We start from the raw sequence: 18,991 nt of genomic DNA, 5'->3' as shown, positions 1-18,991 counted from the left end.
AGGATGTTTACCATGCGGAGCGGTTTGAAGAATCTCCGCCATGGCTAAGTCTCGGGTGCGGGTTCCCCAGTGCGGTGGGCCCACGAGCAGAAAGGCGTGGGCCCATGACCTCCTCGGCGCCGCTAGGTCTCCAAGGCGCCTACCTGTCGGGCGAACGGGCCAGCCATGACGAGCTGCGTTCCCGGCTGCTCGACGTCGCGGTGAATCTCCTGGTCACCGACGGACCCGAAAGCCTGACCATGCGCCGGATCGCCACCGAGGCCGGCTGCACCACGACCGTCATCTACACGATGTTCGGCAACCGCGAGGGCCTCGCCGAGGCTCTTTACCTGGAAGGGTTCGAGCGGTTCCGGCGCTTCCTGGAGGCCGTGCCACACCGCGGCGACCCTTTCGACTACCTCACCGCGCTCGGCCCCGCCTACCGGCACGCCTGCCTGGCCGAGCCCGGCTACTACAGCCTGATGTTCGAACGGGCGATCCCCGGCTTCGAACCGAGCGAGCGGGCCCGGACCCTCGCCCGCGCGGCGCTCAACCTCCTCGACCGGGCCATCGCCGACTGCATCTCGGCCGGCTACCTCGTCGCGACCCAGCCCCGCAAGGTCGCCGACGCGCTGTGGGCCGCGGCACAGGGGGCGATCAGTCTGGAGCGCGGCGGCCACCTGCCCGACGGCCGCACCTACGAGGCGGTCACGACGGCGACGATCTGCTGCTATCTCGTGCAGAAGTAGCGGAAGGCGCAGAAGCGGTCGCCGCCAGCGCGATCCACAGCTCCGCCCGCACACCGGGATCGTCGAGATCGCGCCCCAGCAGCTCGGCCACCCGCCTCATCCGGTAACGCAGGGTGTGGCGGTGGATGCCGAGCCGCTGGGCCGCGGCGTCCCAGTGGCCGTTGCTGTCGAGGTAGGACCGGAGTGAGTCGACCAGGTCGGCGCGCGAGCCGTAACGCACGAGCGGGGCGAGCAGCGCGGAGGCGAACGCCTGCGCCGCGTCCGGGTCGAGCAGCTTCAGCACTCCCTGCCCGGCCAGCTCGGCGAACCGCACGACTCCGCCGCGACCGGCCCGCAGCGCGCGTCGCGCCTGGTCGAGCCCCGCCCGCAGATCGGTGTAGGCGCACGGCGCGCTCATCCCCACGGACCCTCCGGTCTGCACGGCCACCTTCTCGGCCGTCTCCTCGCCCACCAGCGCGACGGCCAGGCCCTCCTCGCCGAGGCGGGCGGCGAACCCGAGCGGCTCCAGCACGTCGAGCGCCTCGCCGCCGGCCGCCAGCACGACCAGCGGCTCGTCGGGCGGCCGTACGCCGAGTGGGCCCAGCACCTCGCGGGCCCGCTCGATCCCGCCGCCGAGCAGCAACTCCAGCACGGCGGAACGGAGCCGGCGTTCGCCTTCGCGCTGGGCGCCGCCCTGCTCCAGCGCCAGCGTGAGGAGCGAGCCCGCGGCGTTGATCACCGTGTGGCTGACGGGCGAGAAGGCGTGCGCCGCCCCGACGGCGAAGAACCCCCTCGGCCGCGCCCCGCCGCCGAGCGGCTGCACGACGATGTGCCCCTCGGGCCCGGAGATCGCCAGACTGGCGGGCAGCCTTCCCGCGGACACCTGGCCGCCCCTGCCGGTATCGGCCGGAGCCCGGCTCCCGCCGCGCACGCCCTCCCGCTCCACGGCGCCGGGTTCGCCTGCGGTGTGGCCGCCGCGCAGGCGGGTCAGCTCGGCGGTGACCGCGGTGACGCGGGCTCCGGAGGTGGAGTGACGCTCCTCCCCCGCCTCGTCGAGCAGCGCCGCCCAGCCGCCGACCTCCTTGGCCAGCCGGTCGATGACCGCGTGCGTGCCCTCGGGCCGCAGCGCCGCCCGGGTCAGCCGGCCCTGCGCCGCGAAGGCCCGCGCGATCTCGTCGTACTGCTCGGCGGCCAGCAGCTCGCTGACCACCTTGCCGATGGAGATGAACGGCGTCTCGCGCGGGACCTCCAGCAGCGGCAGCCCGGCCTGGGACGCGGCCGCCACCAGCTCGGCGGGGACGTGCTCGTGGGACAACCCGACGCCGAAGCCCAGCCCGGCCACGCCCCGCTCCACCAGCCGGGCGACATATCCGGAAAAGTCATGCTCCAGCCGCATCCCCGTGGTCAGCAGCAGCTCGTCCCCTTCGAGGAAGGGAGTAGGGTCCGCAAGCTCGCTCACCGCCACCCAGCGGACGGTCGAGTCGAGTGTCCCGGCAAGGGGCCGCAGCCCCATCCGGCGCACCACGACCCGTAGTGAAGGCGCCATACGCGAAGTTGTCCATTCTGGCGAAGGGCAGCATCACCAGTGTGCCATATCGACATATCGGCGCAGTTCACGACGGGCCGTACCGTCGGAGCATGAGCATTCCCCAGGAGCGTCGTCTCGTCACCGCGATTCCCGGCCCGAAGTCGCAGGAGCTGCTGGCCCGCAAGCAGGCGGCCGTCCCCGCGGGCGTCGGCACCACCCTGCCGGTCTTCGTGACGCGCGCCGGCGGCGGCATCGTCCAGGACGCCGACGGCAACTCGCTGATCGACTTCGGCTCCGGGATCGCCGTCACGAACGTCGGCAACGCGGCGCCCAAGGTCGTTGAGCGGGTCCAGCGCCAGGTCGCCGAATTCACCCACACGTGTTTCATGGTCACCCCCTACGAGTCGTACGTGCGGGTGTGCGAGAAGCTCAACGAGCTGACCCCCGGCGACCATGACAAGCGCACCTTCCTCGTCAACAGCGGCGCCGAGGCCGTGGAGAACGCGGTCAAGGTCGCCAGGCACGCCACCGGACGCCAGGCGGTGGTGGTGTTCGACCACGGCTACCACGGCCGCACGCTGCTGACGATGACGCTGACGGCCAAGAACATGCCGTACAAGCACCGCTTCGGCCCGTTCGCGCCCGAGGTCTACCGGGTGCCGCTGGCCTACCCGTTCCGCTGGCCGACGGGTCCCGAGAACTGCGCCGAGGAGGCCGCGGCCGAGGCCATCGGCATGATCACCAAGCAGATCGGCGCCGAGAACGTGGCCGCCGTGGTGATCGAGCCGATCGCGGGCGAGGGCGGCTTCATCGAGCCCGCCAAGGGCTTCCTGCCGCGCATCGCCGAGTTCTGCCGCGAGAACGGCATCGTGTTCGTCGCCGACGAGGTGCAGACCGGGTTCGCCCGCACCGGCGACCTGTTCGCCTGTGAGGACGAGGGCGTCGTGCCCGACATCATCTGCACCGCCAAGGGCATCGCGGGCGGCCTGCCGCTGGCCGCGGTGACGGGCCGCGCCGAGCTCATGGACAAGGTGCACGCGGGCGGTCTCGGCGGCACCTACGGCGGCAACCCGCTGGCCTGCGAGGCGGCGCTGGGCGTGCTGGAGACCATCGCCGAGGACGACCTGGTCGCCAGGGCCCGCCGGATCGGCGAGATCATGCTGCCCCGGCTCGAATCAATGCGCGAGCGCTTCGACGTGATCGGCGACGTGCGCGGGCGCGGCGCGATGATCGCGATCGAGCTGGTCAAGCCCGGCACCACGGAGCCCGACGCCGCCGCCGTGGCCGAGGTCGCCAGGCGCTGCCACGCGGAGGGGCTGCTCGTGCTCACCGCGGGCACGTACGGCAACGTGCTGCGCTTCCTGCCACCCCTGGTGATCCCCGAGAACCTCCTCGAAGAGGGCCTCGGCATCCTGGAGAAGGCCATCGCCGCCCTGTAGAAAACCATACGAATCGGGCATCCAGCTTGTAACTGGATGCCCGATTTTGTGGTGTAAGGAGGGTTGACGGGGTAGAGAATTCACCCTGGCTTGACGTGCGGCTGGACGATCAGGGGGACGGTCCGGGTTATAACGGATCCGGTAAACGGGTGAGCGATCACCACAGGGAGCGTGATGAACTGGAGCCCCACAGGAACGGCACAGGACATGGTGACGTTCGACCCTGATGATCTGAGCTCGGCGCAGCGCGAGGGCGAGGCCTGCGTCGTCTGCCACAAGCGGTGGCCCCGGCCGCGCGTCCGCGTGGGCCGCCTGCCCGACCACTCTGCCGTCCTGGCCTGCGGCGACTGCGCCGAGGCCCTGACTCCCGCGCCGCTCGCGACCGTGGTGGCCTTTCCCGCGCGTTAGGCGGCCTCACGCATCGCCCACGGCGAGCCGTACTCCTCCAGCAGGTCCAGGAAAGGCACCGCGTCGAACGCCTCCGGACCGAGCACGCCCTCACCCTTCCAGACGCTGTTCGCGACCAGCTCCAGCGCCACGACAGGATGGACGGCGGTCTGCCAGACCACGGCCTGCGAGCCGTACTCCGCCATCGACCAGGCGTTGTCCACCACGTGATAGAGGTAGACCTCGCGCGGTGAGCCGTCCTTCCCGGTGCCCTTGACCCAGGTGCCCGCGCACGTCTTGCCCGACATCCTGTCGCCGAGTGTCGCCGGGTCCGGCAGGCTCGCGGCCACCAGGTCGCGCGGCGCCACCTCCGCGCCGCCCACCCGGATCTTGTCGGTGCTGTCCAGGCCCAGCTTGCGCAGGGTCTTCAGAACGCCGATGAACTCCTCGCCGATCCCGTACTTGAAGGTCACCCGGCGCGCCTGGATCCACCTGGGGACCAGCAGCACCTCCTCGTGCTCGACGTTCACGCACTCCACGGGCCCGATGCCGGCCGGGAAGTCGAACACCTCCGGCTCACTGAACGGCTCGGTGGTGCGCCACTCCCCGTCCTCCCAGACGACCGGCGGGTTGAGGCACTCCTCGATCGTGGTCCAGATGGAGAACGTCGGCGCGAAGTCGTACCCCTCGACGACCAGGTTGGAGCCGTCCCTGACGCCGATCTCGTCGATGTCGGCGAACAGGTGGTCGGCGGCGTAGCGGGCGAACACGTCGGCCAGCCCCGGCTCGACCCCCATCCCGACCAGCGCGAGCCGCCCCGCGCCCCGCCACTCGTCGTCGCGCGCGAACTGCTCGTCGCCGAGCTTCACCCCCGTCTTCTCGTACGGCTCGCGCGGGTGCGGCCGGGACAGCGACATCGCCATGTCGAGATAGTGGGCCCCGGCCGCCAGCGCGGCCTCGAACAGCGGCATGGTGAACCTCGGATCGACGGCGTTGAACAGCACGTCGCACCGGTGCTCACGGAGCGCGGCCTCGACCTGCGCCCGGTCTGAGGCGTCGAGCCGGATGGCGCTGAAGCGCGGGTCGTCCACGGCGGCGACGGCCTGGGCCGCCCGGTCCTGTTGGGAGTCGGCCACCACGATGTGTTCGTAGAAATCTCGGCGTGCGGCGATGGGGACAACGGCGGAGCCGACTCCGCCGGCCCCGACCAGGAGGATTCTCATACCCCGACCTTATTCACTGACTGGTCGTTCAGTCAAATATTGGCCAGAAGAGCTCTGAACAGCGAGACGCCCCGGGGCGGGGGAAGGCCCGGGGCGTCTCAGCAGGTCGCACCCAGCGGGGGGACGGGTGCGCCCGCGGCACCGTGAAGCAGGCGAGCCGGCTGTCCCACGCTCAGCCGACGAGTGAGCGCCACCGAGCGGTCCAGGCGGCGTAATCAGTGCATTCCCCCTCATCCGCGGCGCAACCCCCCGGAGGCCGGACGGCGAAGGCGATGCGGTCGAGCCGGCTCGCCTTGTCGGCGCCGTAGACGTCGCAGATGCGCTTGGCCTTCGAGGTGCACGCCTTGGGGTTGGCCGGAGCCAGCCCGACCCAGGCCGCCGCGTTGCGCTGCACCGTGGGCGAGGCCGTGTAACCCAGCCAGCGGTAGGCGCAGTCGGTGTTGGGCACCCCGGCGCCGAGCATCCAGGAGTCGACCCAGCCGGTGGCCTTGCGGGCGCCGACCGCCTTGACGGGCTTGCCGGCCTTCTGCAGCAGCAGGCGATAGTAGGGCGTGGCCTGCGCGTAGTCGAGGGACCCGGTGGCGAAGCCCTTGACCAGGTCGAGGGGGTTTTTCCAGTAGGTGCGCTCGGCATGCTCGCGCAGCAGTCGGATGACCCGGTCGAGCTGCTCGGTGGTCAGCTCGTAGGGGTCGTCGACCCCGCCGGCGGCGAGCGCGGCGTCGGCGATGGTCAGCGGGCTGTCCTGGAGGGCCACGTCGTCGGAGTCGAACACCCGCCTCAGGTCGTCGCCGCCCTTGACCCTGGCCGAGTCGTAGAGGAACTCGTGGTAGCCCCACAGGTAGGGCACGCCGTAGACCTTGCCCGACCGGGTGGTCATGTCGCGGAACCGCTTGGTGAGGTCGCCGTAGCCGGACACCCTGGCCGGGTCGATCGGCTGCACCTGCTTGCCCTCGATCAGCGACGCGGCCAGGACGGGACCCGCCGAGATCACGTCATAGGGGCGCTCGGTGACCCTGGCGGCCATCTCGTCGGCGGTCTGCACGGTGTCGAAGCGCGCGATGCGGCAGCCGGTGACCCGCTCGAACTCCGTGGTGGTGCTGGAGTAGTCGGCGTAGCCGCGGTAGGTGAGGATCTGCAGCGTGCCGTCGCTCTGCGCCGGGACGGCCGACGGCGACGGCGAGGGGGAGGGCGAGGCCGAAGGCGGCGACGTGGGCGTGGACGACGGGCCCGCCGCGCCCATGCCCGCGATCAGAGTCGTCACGGCGAGCGCCACGACCGGAATTCGGCGATCCAACGATGTCCCCCTTGCCCGATGTCCAGGAGCTTACCGGGGGCGCCATGGCGGAGGGACGCGCGGCCGGACCGCGCGCCCCTCCGGCACAGGGGGCTACTTGTTGGTGGGGAATCCGAGGTTCACGCCGCCGTGCGACGGGTCGAGCCAGCGGGACGTGACGACCTTGCCCCGGGTGTAGAAGTGGACGCCCTCGGTGCCGTGCAGGTGCGTGTCACCGAAGAGCGACGCCTTCCAGCCGCCGAAGCTGTAGAACGCCATGGGCACCGGGATCGGCACGTTGATCCCGACCATGCCGACCTCGACCTCGTTCTGGAAGCGCCGCGCGGCGCCGCCGTCGTTGGTGAAGATCGCCGTGCCGTTGCCGTACTCGCCGCCGTTGATGAGCTCCACCCCCTCCTCGTACGAGCCGACGCGGACGATCGACAGGACGGGGCCGAAGATCTCATCCGTGTGCACCCGCGAGCGCGGCGGCACGTGGTCGAGCACGCTCGGGCCGAGCCAGAAGCCGGGCCGGTCGGCCGCCGTGCCGCCGCCCAGCACGGCGCTCTCGCGGCCGTCGACGACCAGCTTGGCGCCCTCCTCGACGCCGAGGTCGAGATAGGAGGCGACCTTGTCCCGGTGCGGGCCGGTGACGAGCGGCCCCATCTCCGACTTCGGGTCGTCGCCGGGGCCGATCACCAGCTTGCCGACGCGCTCGACGATCTTCTCGACCAGCTCGTCGCCGATCGGGCCCACGGCCAGCACGACCGAGATGGCCATGCAGCGCTCGCCGGCCGAGCCGAAGCCCGCCGACACGGCCGAGTCGGCGACCAGATCGAGGTCGGCGTCGGGCAGTACGAGCATGTGGTTCTTGGCTCCGCCGAGCGCCTGCACCCGCTTGCCGCGGGCGGTGCCGGTCTCGTAGACGTATCTAGCGATGGGGGTGGAGCCGACGAAGGAGACGCCGCTCACGCCAGGGTGCTCCAGCAGCCGGTCGACGGCCACCTTGTCGCCCTGCACGACGTTGAACACGCCGTCGGGCAGCCCGGCCTCCTGCCAGAGCCGCGCCATGAGCAGCGACGCCGACGGGTCCTTCTCCGACGGCTTGAGGATGAACGCGTTGCCGCAGGCGATCGCGATCGGGTACATCCACATCGGCACCATGGCCGGGAAGTTGAACGGCGTGATGCCGGCCACGACGCCGAGCGGCTGGCGGATCGAGTAGGAGTCGACCCGGGTCGAGACGCCCTCGGAGAAACCGCCCTTGAGCAGGTGCGGGATGCCACAGGCGAACTCCACGACCTCCAGGCCGCGGGCCACCTCGCCGAGCGCGTCGGAGTGCACCTTGCCATGCTCGGCGGAGATCAGCGCGGCCAGCTCGTCGCGGTGGGCGTACATGAGCTCGCGGAAGCGGAACAGCACCTGCGCCCGCTTGACCAGCGACGCGTCGCGCCAGGCGGGGAAGGCCGCCGTGGCGGCGGCCACGGCCGCGTCCACGTCGGCCACCGAGGCCAGCGCGACGTGCCCGCTGACCTCGCCGGTGGCCGGGTCGAAGATCTCACCGGCGCGGCCGTCGCCGTCGACGAGAGTCCCGTTGATCCAGTGCTTGACTGACTTCACTGCGCTGCCTCTGTGTCGCGGTTGATGACTTCGAGTGCGTTGACGATGATGCCGAGGCCCTCGGTGGCCTCGTCCACCGTGAGGGTGAGCGGCGGGGCCATCCGGATGGCCGTGCCGTACAGACCGCCCTTGCCGGCGAGCAGGCCGGCCTTCTTGGTCTCCTCCATGAAGCGCGCCGCCTGGGCGGGGCTCTCCAGCTCGACGGCGAACATCAGGCCCTTGCCCCGGACGTCCTTGACGATCGGGAGCCGCTGGGCCGCCTCGCGCAGGCCGTCGATGATGATCTCGCCGGTCCTGGCCGCGTTGGCCTGCAGGTCGTGGTCGAGCACGTAGTCGAGGGTCGCGTTGGCGGCGGCCATGGAGATCGGGTTGCCGCCGAAGGTGGCCAGTCCCGCGGCGGGCAGGGCGTCCATCAGGTCGCCGCGCGCCACGACGCCGCCGACCGCGAACCCGTTGCCGAGCCCCTTGGCGAACGTCATCATGTCGGGCGTCACGCCGTGGTTCTGGATGCCGAAGAACGCGCTGCCCGTGCGCCCCCAGCCGGTCTGCACCTCGTCGGAGACGAACAGGATGCCCTGCTCGTCGAGGACCTCCTTGTAGGCGGCGAACAGCCCGTCGGGGGCCATCGTGAACCCGCCCACCCCCTGGATCGGCTCGGCGATCAGCGCGGCGACGTCGTTCGACACGGCGGTGGCCAGCACGTGGCGCAGGTCGTCGACGCACACCTTGATGTAGTCGGCGTCGGACAGCCCCCTGAACTGGGCCAGCTGCCGGTCGGCGCCATGCAGGAAGTGCACGTTCAGCGGGGAGAGCGAGTTGTTCTTCCAGGACCGGTTGGAGGTGACGCTGATCGCGCCGAAGCTGCGGCCGTGGTAGCTCTGCCGCATGGCCAGCACCTGGTCGCTCTTACGGGCGTAGGTGGCGAGCAGAAGCGCGGTCTCGTTCGCCTCGGTGCCGGAGTTGGTGAAGAAGACCTTGGCGTCGGGGATGCCGGACAGCCTGGCGATCTTCTCGGCCAGCTCGATCTGACCGCGCAGCAGGTAGACCGTGCTGGTGTGCACGACGCCGGTGGCGAGCTGCCGCTCGACCGCCTCGCGCACCTCGGGCACGTCGTAACCGATCATGTTGGTCAGGATGCCGGCGAAGAAGTCCAGATAGCTCTTGCCATCGGCGTCGACGACACGGTTGCCCTTGCCGCTGACGATCTCGATGGGCTCGTTGTAGTTGAGGGCCACCCAGTTGGGGATGACTGCCCGGTGGCGCGCGAGGAGGTCCGACATGTCTTGAGTATCCCGGCTGTCGGCCGGTGCTCCTAACATCAATGTGTTGTGATACGGACAATTCACCTTACAGTCTGTACTTCACCGTTCCCTAATGACCTCATGTCTAGACATTAGGCGATAAACCGCTGTGGCGTGCAGGCCCAAGTGGCGTCCCCTAGGGGATCTCCCGTCCGCCCGCCGGTGTACGCCTCCGGACGTCACTACCTCGCACGAGGCACCACGGAAGCCCCCCACAGGCCGACGACCGGAGGGGTGCCGATCGAGCACGATCAGGTCATCGCAGAAGAGACCGACCTGAGGAGAAACGGCCCATGACCGTCACCGTCACCCGCCGGCCCGAGGCCCCCGCCGGCCCGCCGAAGCTCGACCGCGACCAACTGCTCCTGGCCCAGCAGCAGACGCTGGACACCCCACGCATGAGGTACGGCCTGCTGGCCAGGATGATGTTCAAGCCCGTGGACATCATGTACGGCAAGCAGGGCTCCTACACCAAGTTCGCCATGCTGGAGACCATCGCCCGCGTCCCCTACCAGGCGTGGGAGCGGGTGGGCTACTGGGCCGTACAGCGTCACGCGGGTCGCTCGGCGCTGGCCCGCAGGGTCTTCGAGCGCATCGTGGAGGCCCGCGCCGACCAGGACAACGAGCAGTGGCACCTGCTGATCATGCAGGACCTCGTCCAGCGTCACGGCCACCGGCAGACCTGGCTGCTGCACAAGGCGGCGCCCTGGCTGATCTCGTTCTTCTACTACCACGTCTCCTGGATGCTGTTCCTGGTCCGGCCCGACTGGAGCTACCGGCTCAACGCGGAGTTCGAGGACCACGCCGAGCACGAGTACATGACGTTCGTGGCCGAGAACCCCGGCCTCGACGGCGTCCCCGACCCCGGCACCTACGCCGCCGAGTACGGCCACTACCGCTCGGTGGCCGACCTGCTCAGACAGGTGGGCCACGACGAGCGGACGCACAAGCTGGACAGCCTGCGGACCATGCGTGAGCCGCGCCTGCGCTAGCCGGCCGGACCGCAGGACGGCTAGACCTCCACCGGCTCCCGGGCGACGGGCGCGGCCGGGCGCAGCACGCTCACCGCGAGCAGCGCGGCGGCCACACAGAACGCGGCGCCCACCCAGGAGCCGACGTGCATGGCGACGGTGAAGGCCTCGTTCGCGGGGCCCTGCAGGCCGGCGGCGTGCGCGGCGCCGATCGACTCCCGGGCCGCGCCGGACGCGCCCGGCGGCATCCCCGAGGTGAAGACCCCGGCCAGCACACTGCCCAGGACGGCGATGCTCAAGGCCATGCCGACCTGCTGCACGGTGTCGTTGAGCGCCGAACCGACACCCGCGTGCTCGATCGGGATCGCGCCCATCAGCGAGGCGTAGGCCGAAGGACCGGCGACCCCGGCCCCCATCCCCATGATCACCAGCCCGGCCGCCAGCGGCGCGTAGCCGGTGGTGGTCGCCATGACCACGAAGCCACCCGCCATGACCAGCAGGCCCACCCCGACCAGCACCCGGTTGCTCACCTTCTGGCCGAGCCCGGCGCCGATCCCGTTGAAGACGGCCGCGGCCACGGCGTAGGGCAGCAGCGCCAGGCCCGCCCGCATCTCCCCGTAGCCCAGCACGAACTGCAGGTACTGGGTCAGCATCAGCATCACGGCGCCCGCGCCGAACGACATCAGCAGGATCGAGAACGACGCCCCGCTGAAGTTGCGGTCGGCGAACAGGTGCAGCGGCAGCATCGGGTGCGGCGAGCGGCGCTCCCAGATCACGAACGCGGTGAGGGCCACGACGGCCAGCGCGATGCCGGCCACGTTCCACTCGCGCTCGATGATGACGTAGACGGCCGAGGTCAGGCCGACGATGGAGAGCACCACCCCGACGGGGTCGATCCGCCGTCCGGCGCTGCGGGTCTCCGGCATCAGCACCACGGCCGCCACGATCGCGACCGCCGCGATGGGGATGTTCAGCAGGAAGACCGAGCCCCACCAGTAGTGCTCCAGCAGGAAGCCGCCCAGCGTCGGGCCGGAGATCATGCCGACCACGGCCACAGCGCTCCAGGCGGCCATGGCCTTGCGCCGTTCGGAGTCGTCGAAGACGGTCATCAGGATCGACAGCGTGGAGGGCATCATGATCGCCCCGCCGACGCCCATCAGCGCCCGCGCGCCGATCAACTGCCACGGCTCGGCGGCCAGCACGGCCAGCAGCGACGCGCCGCCGAAGAAGGCCAGGCCGACGATCAGGAACAATTTGCGGCCGTACCTGTCGGACAGGCTGCCCGCGGTGATCAGCAGACCGGCGAAGGCCAGCACGTACGCGTCGATGATCCACTGGATGTCGGCCGGACTCGCGCCCAGGTCCGTGATCAGCGACGGGATGGCCAGGATGAGGACGGTGTTGTCCACCACCAGCACCAGTAACGAAAGACAGAGGACGACGAGGATCCACCAGCGCCGGGGGTCTCGTACAGTGTTCGAGTTCACTCGCACACTGTACGATAAAACTCGTACAGTGTGCGAGTGGTTTTATCCTGGGAGGATGACCGGCAAGCAGTTCCCCTCCGTCTGGCTCCGCGAACCCCGCAAGACCGCCAGTCCTGGCCGCAGTCGCGATGAGATCGTGCGCGCCGCGCTGGAGCTGCTCGACGCCGAGGGCCTCCACGGCCTGAGCATGCGCAAGCTCGGCGCCAAGCTGGTCACGGGCGCGACCAGCCTCTACTGGTACGTCGCCAACAAGGACGAGTTGCTGGAGCTGGTCTACGACGAGGTGTGGGGCGAGGTGCGCCTGCCCGAGTCGGAGACCGCGCACTGGCGTGAGTTCGCCTCAGCCATGGCCCACAGCATGCGGCAGGTGATCCTCCGCCATCCCTGGTCCGCCGACCTGATCGGCCGGCTGCCCGCGCTCGGCCCCAGTGCGCTCTCGCTCACCGACCGGATGCGCCGGATCTTGAAAACCGCCGGGTTCCGCGGCGCGGACGTCGACTACGCCACCGCCACGCTCACCGCTTTCGTCTACGGCTTCACGATCCCGGAGGTCGCCTGGAAGTCCTCGATGGGCGAGGGCTACGACATCCCGGCCATGCACGATATCGCGGCGCGAGCCGCACGAGACTTCCCCGACCTCGCAGCCGACTTCGCCGTCGAACAACCCCAGGATCCGCAGGTGATGCGCGAGGTGGCGTTCGACTTCGGGCTGGTGTCCATTCTCGATGGCCTTGAGGCCAGGCTGGTGACGTAGCAGGATCCGGTTCATGAGCGATTTCCGCGCGGCGCGTGACTTCCTGCTTGAGGCCGACTACGAGACCGCCCGCCGGGAGTTCCGCTGGCCGGAGCCCACGGAGTTCAACTGGGCGCTCGACTGGTTCGACGGCGTGCTGGCCGCCGAGACGCCCGGCGCGGTCGCCCTCAAGATCACCGGCAAGGTCGCCTACACGTTCGCCGAACTGTCCGCCCGCTCCAACCGGGTGGCCAACTGGCTGCACGCACAGGGCGTGCGACGCGGCGACCGGATCCTGCTCATGCTGGGCAACCAGGCCGAGCTGTGGGAGGCGCTGCTCGCCGCGATCAAGCTCGGCGCGATCGTCATCCCGGCCACGACCCTGCTGACCGCCCAGGACATCGCCGAGCGCATCGAGCGCGGCGGGGTCGCGCACGTCATCGCCAACGCCTCCGACGCGGGCAAGTTCGGCGCCGGCGAACACACGAAGATCTCCGTGGGCGACGCCTACGGCTGGCTCCCCTTCCACGAGGCCTACCAGGCCTCCGAGCGGTTCGTCCCCGACGGGCCGACGCGGGCCGGCGACCCGCTGCTGCTCTACTTCACCTCCGGCACGACCTCCCAGCCCAAGCTGGTCGAGCACTCGCACACGTCCTACCCGGTGGGACATCTGTCGACCATGTTCTGGATCGGCCTGCGGCCCGGTGACGTGCACCTCAACGTATCGTCTCCCGGCTGGGCCAAACACGCCTGGAGCAACGTGTTCGCCCCCTGGAACGCGGGCGCGACCGTGCTGATCCACGACTACCAGCGCTTCTCCGCGCGCGCCCTGCTGGAAGTGCTGCGCGACGAGCGCGTGACGACGTTCTGCGCGCCGCCGACCGTGTGGCGGATGCTCATCCAGGAGGACCTGGCGGCCTGGCGGCTCCCCCTCCGTACGGCCGTCGCCGCCGGAGAGCCGCTCAACCCGGAGATCATCGACCAGGTCGGCAAGGCGTGGGGCATCACGATCCGCGACGGCTACGGTCAGACCGAGACGACCGCCCAGATCGGCAACGTCCCGGGCGAGCCGGTCAAACCCGGATCGATGGGCCGTCCGCTGCCCGGCTACGACATCGTGCTGCTCGACCCGGTCACCGGCGAACCCGGTGACGACGGGGAGATCTGCCTGCCGCTGAACAAGCGCCCCATGGGCCTCATGACCGGATATGTCGGTGGATCCGATGAGGCCATGCGAGAGGGTCACTACCACACCGGCGACGTCGCCGCCCGTGACGCCGACGGCTACATCACCTACGTGGGCCGGACCGACGACGTCTTCAAGGCCTCCGACTACCGCATCTCACCGTTCGAGCTGGAAAGCGTGCTGCTGGAGCACGCGGCCGTGGCCGAGGCGGCCGTGGTGCCCGCCCCCGACCCGTTGCGGCTGGCCGTGCCGAAGGCCTTCGTGACGCTGGCGCCCGGCTTCGAGCCGGGTGAGGAGACCGCGCGGTCGATCTTCGAGTACTCCCGGCGCCATCTGGCCCCGTACCAGAGGGTGCGCCGGCTGGAGTTCGGCGAGCTGCCCAAGACGATCTCCGGCAAGATCCGGCGGGTGGAGCTGCGCGATCAGGAGGCGGCACGGGAGTTTCGCGAAGAGGATCTCCACGGCTGATTTGACTTCAATGTGTAAACCAGCTCATAACCAATCTTACAGGCTGATCGGATAGGCTCAGCCCCGTGCTCCCCACCATCGCCGATGTCCTCGCCCTGGAGACCGTCCGCCGGGGCAATCCCCGTGTGGTCGCGGGGGCCGACCGGCTGGACAGCAAGGTGCGGTGGGTGCATGTGGGGGAGATCGTCGACATCGCCCACCTGCTCCGGGGCGGCGAGCTGGTGCTGACCACCGGCGTGGCGCTGCCGGAGGATCCCGAGAAACTGGCCGCCTACATCGGCGAGCTCTCCTCCGTGGGAGCTTCCGGGCTGATCGTCGAGCTGGGGCGCAGGTTCGTCACCGAGCTGCCGCGAGCCGTCGTCAGGAGCGCCGAGGAGCACGGGCTGCCCCTCATCGTGCTCGGCCGCGAGACCCCGTTCGTGCAGATCACCGAGTCGGTGCACGCCAGGATCATCGACATCCAGCTGGAGGAGCTGCGGGCCTCGGAGCAGTTGCACGAGGTGTTCACCGAGTTGTCGGTCGAGGGCGCCTCCCCGGGCGAGGTGCTCACCCAGGTGGCCCGGCTGTCCAACCGCCCGGTCCTGCTGGAGAACCTCGCCCACCAGGTGCTGGCCTGCGAGTCCGCCGGGCGCGACACGGGCGCGCTGCTGGCCGGCTGGGAGACCCGGTCGAGGGCGGTCGCCTCGGCCGAGCGCACCGCGTACGACGCCGCCTCGGGCTGGCTGGTCACCACGGTCGGCGCACGTGGCCAGGACTGGGGCCGGCTGATCCTGCTCTGCGATGTGCCTCCCTCTCCGCGCGACCTCGTGCTGGCCGAGCGCGCGGCCACCACACTCGCCCTCGGCCGCCTGCTCGAACGCCACCAGGAGTCACTCGAACGCCAGGCGCACGGCACGATCATCACCGGCATCCTCACCCACGCCTACGCCGACCCCGACGAGGCCGCCGCCCGCGCCCGCGCGGTCGGCGTGCCACTCACCGGCCGCAAGCTGGTCAGCGTGGTGATCCGCCCCACCGACCCCATCGAGCAGGCCCTCGACGGGCAGGCCCAGCTCGGCGAGCTGGCCGAGGCCACCGCCGCCGCCTGCCGCGACGCCCGGCTTCCCGCCCTCGTCGGCGCGCTCGACCAGGACCGCGTCGGGGTCCTGCTGCCCCTGCCGCCCCGCACCAGCGCCGAGCCCGCGCTGACCACGCTCGCCGAACGCCTCCGCGCCCTGTGGAAGCCCGGCGCCGCGTTCGTGCTGGCCGCGGGCTCGGTGGTCGAATCCATCAAGGACGTACGGCGCAGCTTCCTCGAAGCCGAGCAGGTGGCCGACGTCGCCGTCCGCCAGCCCGACGGCCGGCCCTTCTACCGGCTGCCCGACCTGCGCCTGCGCGGCCTGCTCCACCTGCTGCGCGACGACGCCCGGCTGCAGACGTTCGCCGAACGCGAGCTCGGACCGCTGCTCGCGCACGACGCCCAGCGCGGCGGCGACCTCACCCGCATCCTGCGCGTCTACCTCGACGCGGGCCGCAACAAGGCCGTGGCCGCCCAGAAGGCGCACCTGTCGAGACCCGCCTTCTACGACCGGCTCCGCCGCCTCGAGCGCATCCTCGAAACAGACCTCGACGACGTCGAGTCGTGCATGTCGCTGCACGTGGCCCTGCTGGCTCTGGAGTCCTTCCGCAGAGAAAACCGGTAAGGCACATCCCCTTCGGGGTTACGGCCGCCACCACATACCGGCGCGAGTCATGAACCCATTGTCGATGGTTGATCAAACTTGCCAGTCCTGCTCGATGTCAATCTTGTAACCTCACCAACCGTTTGGCGTGTTTCACTCACTTCCTGACCATGATCTCGCCAGGATGGTGCGGATTGCTGTCCGCCCTCTGGAGTATTCATGTCTCGACGTACCCTCACCGCAGGCCTGTCCCTGGCCGTCGTTCTCACGGTCACCACCGTGCCCGTCGCCGCCGCGGAGCAACTGTCGGTGAAGTTCCCGTCGGCCAAGTTCCCGCTGGGCGTGCCCTCCGCCGCCACCACCTCGGTGACGAGCGTGGCGTACGGGGTCGACCTCTACAACGTGCGGGCCGGCAAGTCCACCGATGGCTACACCGTGACGGTCCTGATGCCGAGCGGTCGCGACTACGGCCAGCAGGCGACGGCGGAGGCGAAGGCCGCCGAGGTGGAGGCCGCCGGCGAGGTCGCCGGCGTGCAGAAGGTCGTCCGCCCGCAGGTCGCCGACGCCCCCGCGCAGACCGTCTACATGGTCCGGGTGGGCCTGTGGAAGTTCGAGGACAAGAAGGAGGCCGAGAAGACGGCCAAGAAGCTCAAGGAGGCCGGCCTGAAGGTCAAGGTCGACTACCTGGGCGACGACGGCGTGGAGACGACCGGCCCCTGGGACGCCAGGGTCGTGATGATCGACGCGAAGGCGTTCCGCGGCTCGTACGCAGCCTCCCTCGGCACCAGCGTCGCCAAACGCGAGACGGTCTCCTCGATGGCCAAGCCCGGCAAGGCGCTGGCCGCGGTCAACGGCGGCTTCTTCAACATCCACACGGCCAAGGCCCTGCAGGGCGAGCCCGTCGGCGCCTCCGTGGTCGCCGGCAAGCTGCTCAGTGAGGCCGTCCCCGGCCGCTCCGCCGTCGTGCTCCGCGGCCGTACGGCCCGCATCACCGAGCTCCAGACCACCGTCACCGCGATCTCCCAGGACGGCGACAAGCTCCAGGTCAACGGGGTCAACCGAGCCGGCGCGACCGACGAGTTGCTCCTCTACACCGAGGAGTTCGGCGCCAAGACGCCTGCCGACGGCGGCACCGACGTGGTGCTCGACCCGGCCGGCAAGGTCGTCACGGTGCGTTCCGGGGGCGCCGACGTGCCTCGCGGGATGCGCGTGCTGCACGGTTCGGGCACCGCCTCCGACTGGCTGAACGAGCACGCCTGGGCGGGCTGGACGGTCAAGGTCGACACCAAGGTCATCGACCTGCGCAAGCGCAGGGCCCTCAAGCTCACCCCCGACCTGCACGTCATCGCCGGCGGCGTGGGCCTCGTCCGCAACGGCCGCACGAAGATCACCGCCAAGCGTGACGGCCACGACTCGATGAACATGATCCTCCGCCGGCACCCGCGCACCCTGCTCGGGACCACCCGCAACGGCAGCCTCATCCTCGCCACCATCGACGGCCGTCAGCCCGGCGTGACGGTGGGGGCCAACTTCGTCGAGGCGGCGCGGTTCATGCGCTGGCTCGGCGCCACCCAGGCGATCAACCTGGACGGCGGCGGCTCCACCGCGATGGTCGTGGGCGGCAAGGTCGTCAACCGCCCGTCGGACGGCGGCGAGCGCACCGTCGGCGACGCGCTGCTCGTGCTGCCCAAGTAGCCCAGCCGGGCACGTCACTTGCCGCTGATGGGCAGGCCCGTGTCAGATTTGACCACCTTCATCGCGAGGTGCGAGGTCAGTTGGGCGACGCCCGGCAGCCCGGACAACACCTCCGAGTAGAACCGCTCGTAGGCCGCCAGATCGGCCACGGCGACACGCAGCAGGAAGTCGGGATCGCCGAACAACCGGTGGGCCTCCACCACCTCCGGCATCCCGGCGACCTGCCGCTCCAGCTCGGCCACGGTGTCGTGATCCTCGTAGCGCATCACCACCGTCACGAACGCCTGGAACCCACTGCCCACCGCGTCGCCGTCGAGCAGTGCCCGGTAGCCCCTGATCACCCCCGCCTCCTCCAACTGCCGCACCCGGCGCAGACACGGCGACGGCGTCAGCCCCACCCGATCGGCCAGCTCGGTGTTGCTGATCCGCCCGTCCCGCTGGAGCTCCTGCAGGATTCTGCGATCGATCCTGTCCATGGCGCAACATCGTGCCACAGCACCGCCCGCGCGAGCAGGAACGCACCATCGCGTGCCGGTCCATCCGGGTTAGCGTCGCATTGCCAAGGAGGTGATTCCATGGACACGCATCTGCTCCTGCTGTTCCTGGGCGTGGACCTGCTCCTCATCTGCACGCCTGGGCCGGACTGGCTCTACGTGGTGGCCCGCTCCCTCGGCCAGGGCCGCCGCGCGGGCCTCACCGCGGTCGCGGGCATCTGCTCGGGCTACGCCATCCACACGGTGCTCGCCGCCGCCGGCCTGGCCGCCGCATTGCGCGCCATCCCCGGCGCCCTGCCCCTGGTGCGCTACCTAGGGGCGGCGTACCTGGCATTCCTCGCCGTACGCACGCTGCTGGCACTTCGCAAATCCCGGGCAGCGGTGACCGCACTCGACCCCCAGCCGCCTGCCGTGGTGCTTCGCCAGAGCATGCTCACCGCCCTCCTCAACCCGAAGGGTGTGCTGCTGTACCTGTCGCTGATGCCACAGTTCATCGACTCCGGCACCAGCGTGCCGATCGGACTCCAGCTCGCCGTGCTCGGTGTGCTGCACGTGCTGACCTGCGGAACCATCTACGCGCTCATCGCCCTCGGCGCGGCCCGCGCCGGCCAGGCCCTCACCAGCACCCCGAAGGCGGCCCGCCGCATGACAGCTGTTTCGGGCGTCCTGCTCCTGGTGGTCGCCGCGGTCACCCTGAACACACACTGAGGACTTTCACCCCGTAAACGCGAGAAGGGCCCCACCAAACGGTGGAGCCCTCCTCAAACAATTGTCCGGCGGTGACCTACTCTCCCACACCCTCCCGAGTGCAGTACCAT

General features: G+C 70.2%; 16 protein-coding genes. 9 read left to right on the top strand and 7 right to left on the bottom strand.

Features of this window, described 5'->3' with window-relative positions:
- Positions 1 to 104 precede the first annotated feature (104 nt).
- Entirely contained in the window at positions 105 to 728 is a 624-nt protein-coding gene (locus AB0I38_RS05430) for a TetR/AcrR family transcriptional regulator (protein WP_358462349.1), read from the top strand.
- Here AB0I38_RS05430 and AB0I38_RS05425 read toward each other — a convergent pair.
- Complete coding sequence (locus AB0I38_RS05425; RefSeq protein ID WP_358462346.1) at positions 688 to 2,253, bottom strand: PucR family transcriptional regulator ligand-binding domain-containing protein; 1,566 nt, start codon at positions 2,251 to 2,253, stop codon at positions 688 to 690. The two genes, AB0I38_RS05430 and AB0I38_RS05425, sit on opposite strands and share 41 nt — an antisense overlap.
- Positions 2,254 to 2,345: 92 nt before the next feature.
- Between AB0I38_RS05425 and gabT the strand changes: the two genes are divergently transcribed.
- On the top strand, positions 2,346 to 3,674 hold the full coding sequence (gabT, locus tag AB0I38_RS05420; RefSeq protein ID WP_358462343.1) for a 4-aminobutyrate--2-oxoglutarate transaminase: 1,329 nt from the start codon (positions 2,346 to 2,348) through the stop codon (positions 3,672 to 3,674).
- Between the two features lie 174 nt (positions 3,675 to 3,848).
- Positions 3,849 to 4,082: a hypothetical protein gene (locus tag AB0I38_RS05415; RefSeq protein ID WP_358462340.1), complete on the top strand. Its 234-nt coding sequence runs from the start codon at positions 3,849 to 3,851 to the stop codon at positions 4,080 to 4,082.
- Here the strand turns inward: AB0I38_RS05415 and AB0I38_RS05410 are convergent.
- From AB0I38_RS05410 to AB0I38_RS05395, 4 genes are all read right to left on the bottom strand, one after another.
- The gene (locus AB0I38_RS05410; RefSeq protein WP_358462337.1) at positions 4,079 to 5,284 is read right to left on the bottom strand and encodes a saccharopine dehydrogenase family protein; all 1,206 of its coding nucleotides are present in this window, start codon (positions 5,282 to 5,284) and stop codon (positions 4,079 to 4,081) included. The two genes, AB0I38_RS05415 and AB0I38_RS05410, sit on opposite strands and share 4 nt — an antisense overlap.
- A gap of 172 nt (positions 5,285 to 5,456) precedes the next feature.
- Complete coding sequence (locus tag AB0I38_RS05405) at positions 5,457 to 6,578, bottom strand: extracellular solute-binding protein (RefSeq protein ID WP_358462334.1); 1,122 nt, start codon at positions 6,576 to 6,578, stop codon at positions 5,457 to 5,459.
- A 93-nt stretch (positions 6,579 to 6,671) separates the two neighbouring features.
- Complete coding sequence (locus tag AB0I38_RS05400; protein ID WP_358462331.1) at positions 6,672 to 8,177, bottom strand: CoA-acylating methylmalonate-semialdehyde dehydrogenase; 1,506 nt, start codon at positions 8,175 to 8,177, stop codon at positions 6,672 to 6,674.
- Positions 8,174 to 9,457 (bottom strand): aspartate aminotransferase family protein, encoded by a 1,284-nt coding sequence (locus AB0I38_RS05395; RefSeq protein WP_358462328.1) that lies wholly within the window; start codon positions 9,455 to 9,457, stop codon positions 8,174 to 8,176. Before AB0I38_RS05395 ends, AB0I38_RS05400 begins: the two co-directional genes overlap by 4 nt.
- Before the next feature lie 314 nt (positions 9,458 to 9,771).
- On the opposite strand from AB0I38_RS05395, the gene AB0I38_RS05390 reads away from it, so the two are divergent.
- The gene (locus AB0I38_RS05390) at positions 9,772 to 10,470 is read left to right on the top strand and encodes an alternative oxidase (protein WP_358462325.1); all 699 of its coding nucleotides are present in this window, start codon (positions 9,772 to 9,774) and stop codon (positions 10,468 to 10,470) included.
- Positions 10,471 to 10,490: 20 nt separating this feature from the next.
- Here the strand turns inward: AB0I38_RS05390 and AB0I38_RS05385 are convergent, their stop codons facing one another.
- A complete protein-coding gene (locus tag AB0I38_RS05385) occupies positions 10,491 to 11,936 on the bottom strand; it encodes an MFS transporter (RefSeq protein ID WP_358462322.1) in 1,446 nt (481 codons plus the stop codon).
- A 55-nt stretch (positions 11,937 to 11,991) separates the two neighbouring features.
- Here AB0I38_RS05385 and AB0I38_RS05380 point away from each other — a divergent pair, with 55 nt between their 5' ends.
- From AB0I38_RS05380 to AB0I38_RS05365, 4 genes are all read left to right on the top strand, one after another.
- Entirely contained in the window at positions 11,992 to 12,690 is a 699-nt protein-coding gene (locus AB0I38_RS05380; RefSeq protein WP_358462319.1) for a TetR/AcrR family transcriptional regulator, read from the top strand.
- A gap of 13 nt (positions 12,691 to 12,703) precedes the next feature.
- Complete coding sequence (locus AB0I38_RS05375; protein WP_358462316.1) at positions 12,704 to 14,323, top strand: AMP-binding protein; 1,620 nt, start codon at positions 12,704 to 12,706, stop codon at positions 14,321 to 14,323.
- 65 nt (positions 14,324 to 14,388) lie between these two features.
- Positions 14,389 to 16,005: a PucR family transcriptional regulator gene (locus AB0I38_RS05370; protein WP_358462313.1), complete on the top strand. Its 1,617-nt coding sequence runs from the start codon at positions 14,389 to 14,391 to the stop codon at positions 16,003 to 16,005.
- Between the two features lie 198 nt (positions 16,006 to 16,203).
- A complete protein-coding gene (locus AB0I38_RS05365; protein ID WP_358462310.1) occupies positions 16,204 to 17,679 on the top strand; it encodes a phosphodiester glycosidase family protein in 1,476 nt (491 codons plus the stop codon).
- 14 nt (positions 17,680 to 17,693) lie between these two features.
- Here AB0I38_RS05365 and AB0I38_RS05360 read toward each other — a convergent pair whose 3' ends face one another.
- Positions 17,694 to 18,155, bottom strand: a complete 462-nt coding sequence (locus AB0I38_RS05360; RefSeq protein ID WP_358462307.1) for an Lrp/AsnC family transcriptional regulator — start codon at positions 18,153 to 18,155, stop codon at positions 17,694 to 17,696.
- 99 nt (positions 18,156 to 18,254) lie between these two features.
- On the opposite strand from AB0I38_RS05360, the gene AB0I38_RS05355 reads away from it, so the two are divergent.
- Complete coding sequence (locus AB0I38_RS05355; RefSeq protein ID WP_358462304.1) at positions 18,255 to 18,881, top strand: LysE family translocator; 627 nt, start codon at positions 18,255 to 18,257, stop codon at positions 18,879 to 18,881.
- The last annotated feature ends 110 nt before the right edge of the window (positions 18,882 to 18,991 follow it).

This window comes from Nonomuraea cavernae, assembly GCF_040655715.1.
In the GTDB taxonomy this organism is placed as follows: Bacteria; Actinomycetota; Actinomycetes; order Streptosporangiales; family Streptosporangiaceae; genus Nonomuraea; species Nonomuraea cavernae_A.
Note: the sequence above shows the minus strand (reverse complement) of the source record. Positions and strands in the feature narration are given on the sequence as shown.

Coding starts and splice junctions, on each gene's coding strand:
- AB0I38_RS05360 (WP_358462307.1), bottom strand. CDS start 18,155: ATGGACAGGATCGATCGCAGAATCCTGCAGGAGCTCCAGCGGGACGGG.
- AB0I38_RS05410 (WP_358462337.1), bottom strand. CDS start 5,284: ATGAGAATCCTCCTGGTCGGGGCCGGCGGAGTCGGCTCCGCCGTTGTC.
- AB0I38_RS05425 (WP_358462346.1), bottom strand. CDS start 2,253: ATGGCGCCTTCACTACGGGTCGTGGTGCGCCGGATGGGGCTGCGGCCC.
- AB0I38_RS05375 (WP_358462316.1), top strand. CDS start 12,704: ATGAGCGATTTCCGCGCGGCGCGTGACTTCCTGCTTGAGGCCGACTAC.
- AB0I38_RS05415 (WP_358462340.1), top strand. CDS start 3,849: ATGAACTGGAGCCCCACAGGAACGGCACAGGACATGGTGACGTTCGAC.
- gabT (WP_358462343.1), top strand. CDS start 2,346: ATGAGCATTCCCCAGGAGCGTCGTCTCGTCACCGCGATTCCCGGCCCG.
- AB0I38_RS05380 (WP_358462319.1), top strand. CDS start 11,992: ATGACCGGCAAGCAGTTCCCCTCCGTCTGGCTCCGCGAACCCCGCAAG.
- AB0I38_RS05365 (WP_358462310.1), top strand. CDS start 16,204: ATGTCTCGACGTACCCTCACCGCAGGCCTGTCCCTGGCCGTCGTTCTC.
- AB0I38_RS05390 (WP_358462325.1), top strand. CDS start 9,772: ATGACCGTCACCGTCACCCGCCGGCCCGAGGCCCCCGCCGGCCCGCCG.
- AB0I38_RS05430 (WP_358462349.1), top strand. CDS start 105: ATGACCTCCTCGGCGCCGCTAGGTCTCCAAGGCGCCTACCTGTCGGGC.
- AB0I38_RS05395 (WP_358462328.1), bottom strand. CDS start 9,457: ATGTCGGACCTCCTCGCGCGCCACCGGGCAGTCATCCCCAACTGGGTG.
- AB0I38_RS05355 (WP_358462304.1), top strand. CDS start 18,255: ATGGACACGCATCTGCTCCTGCTGTTCCTGGGCGTGGACCTGCTCCTC.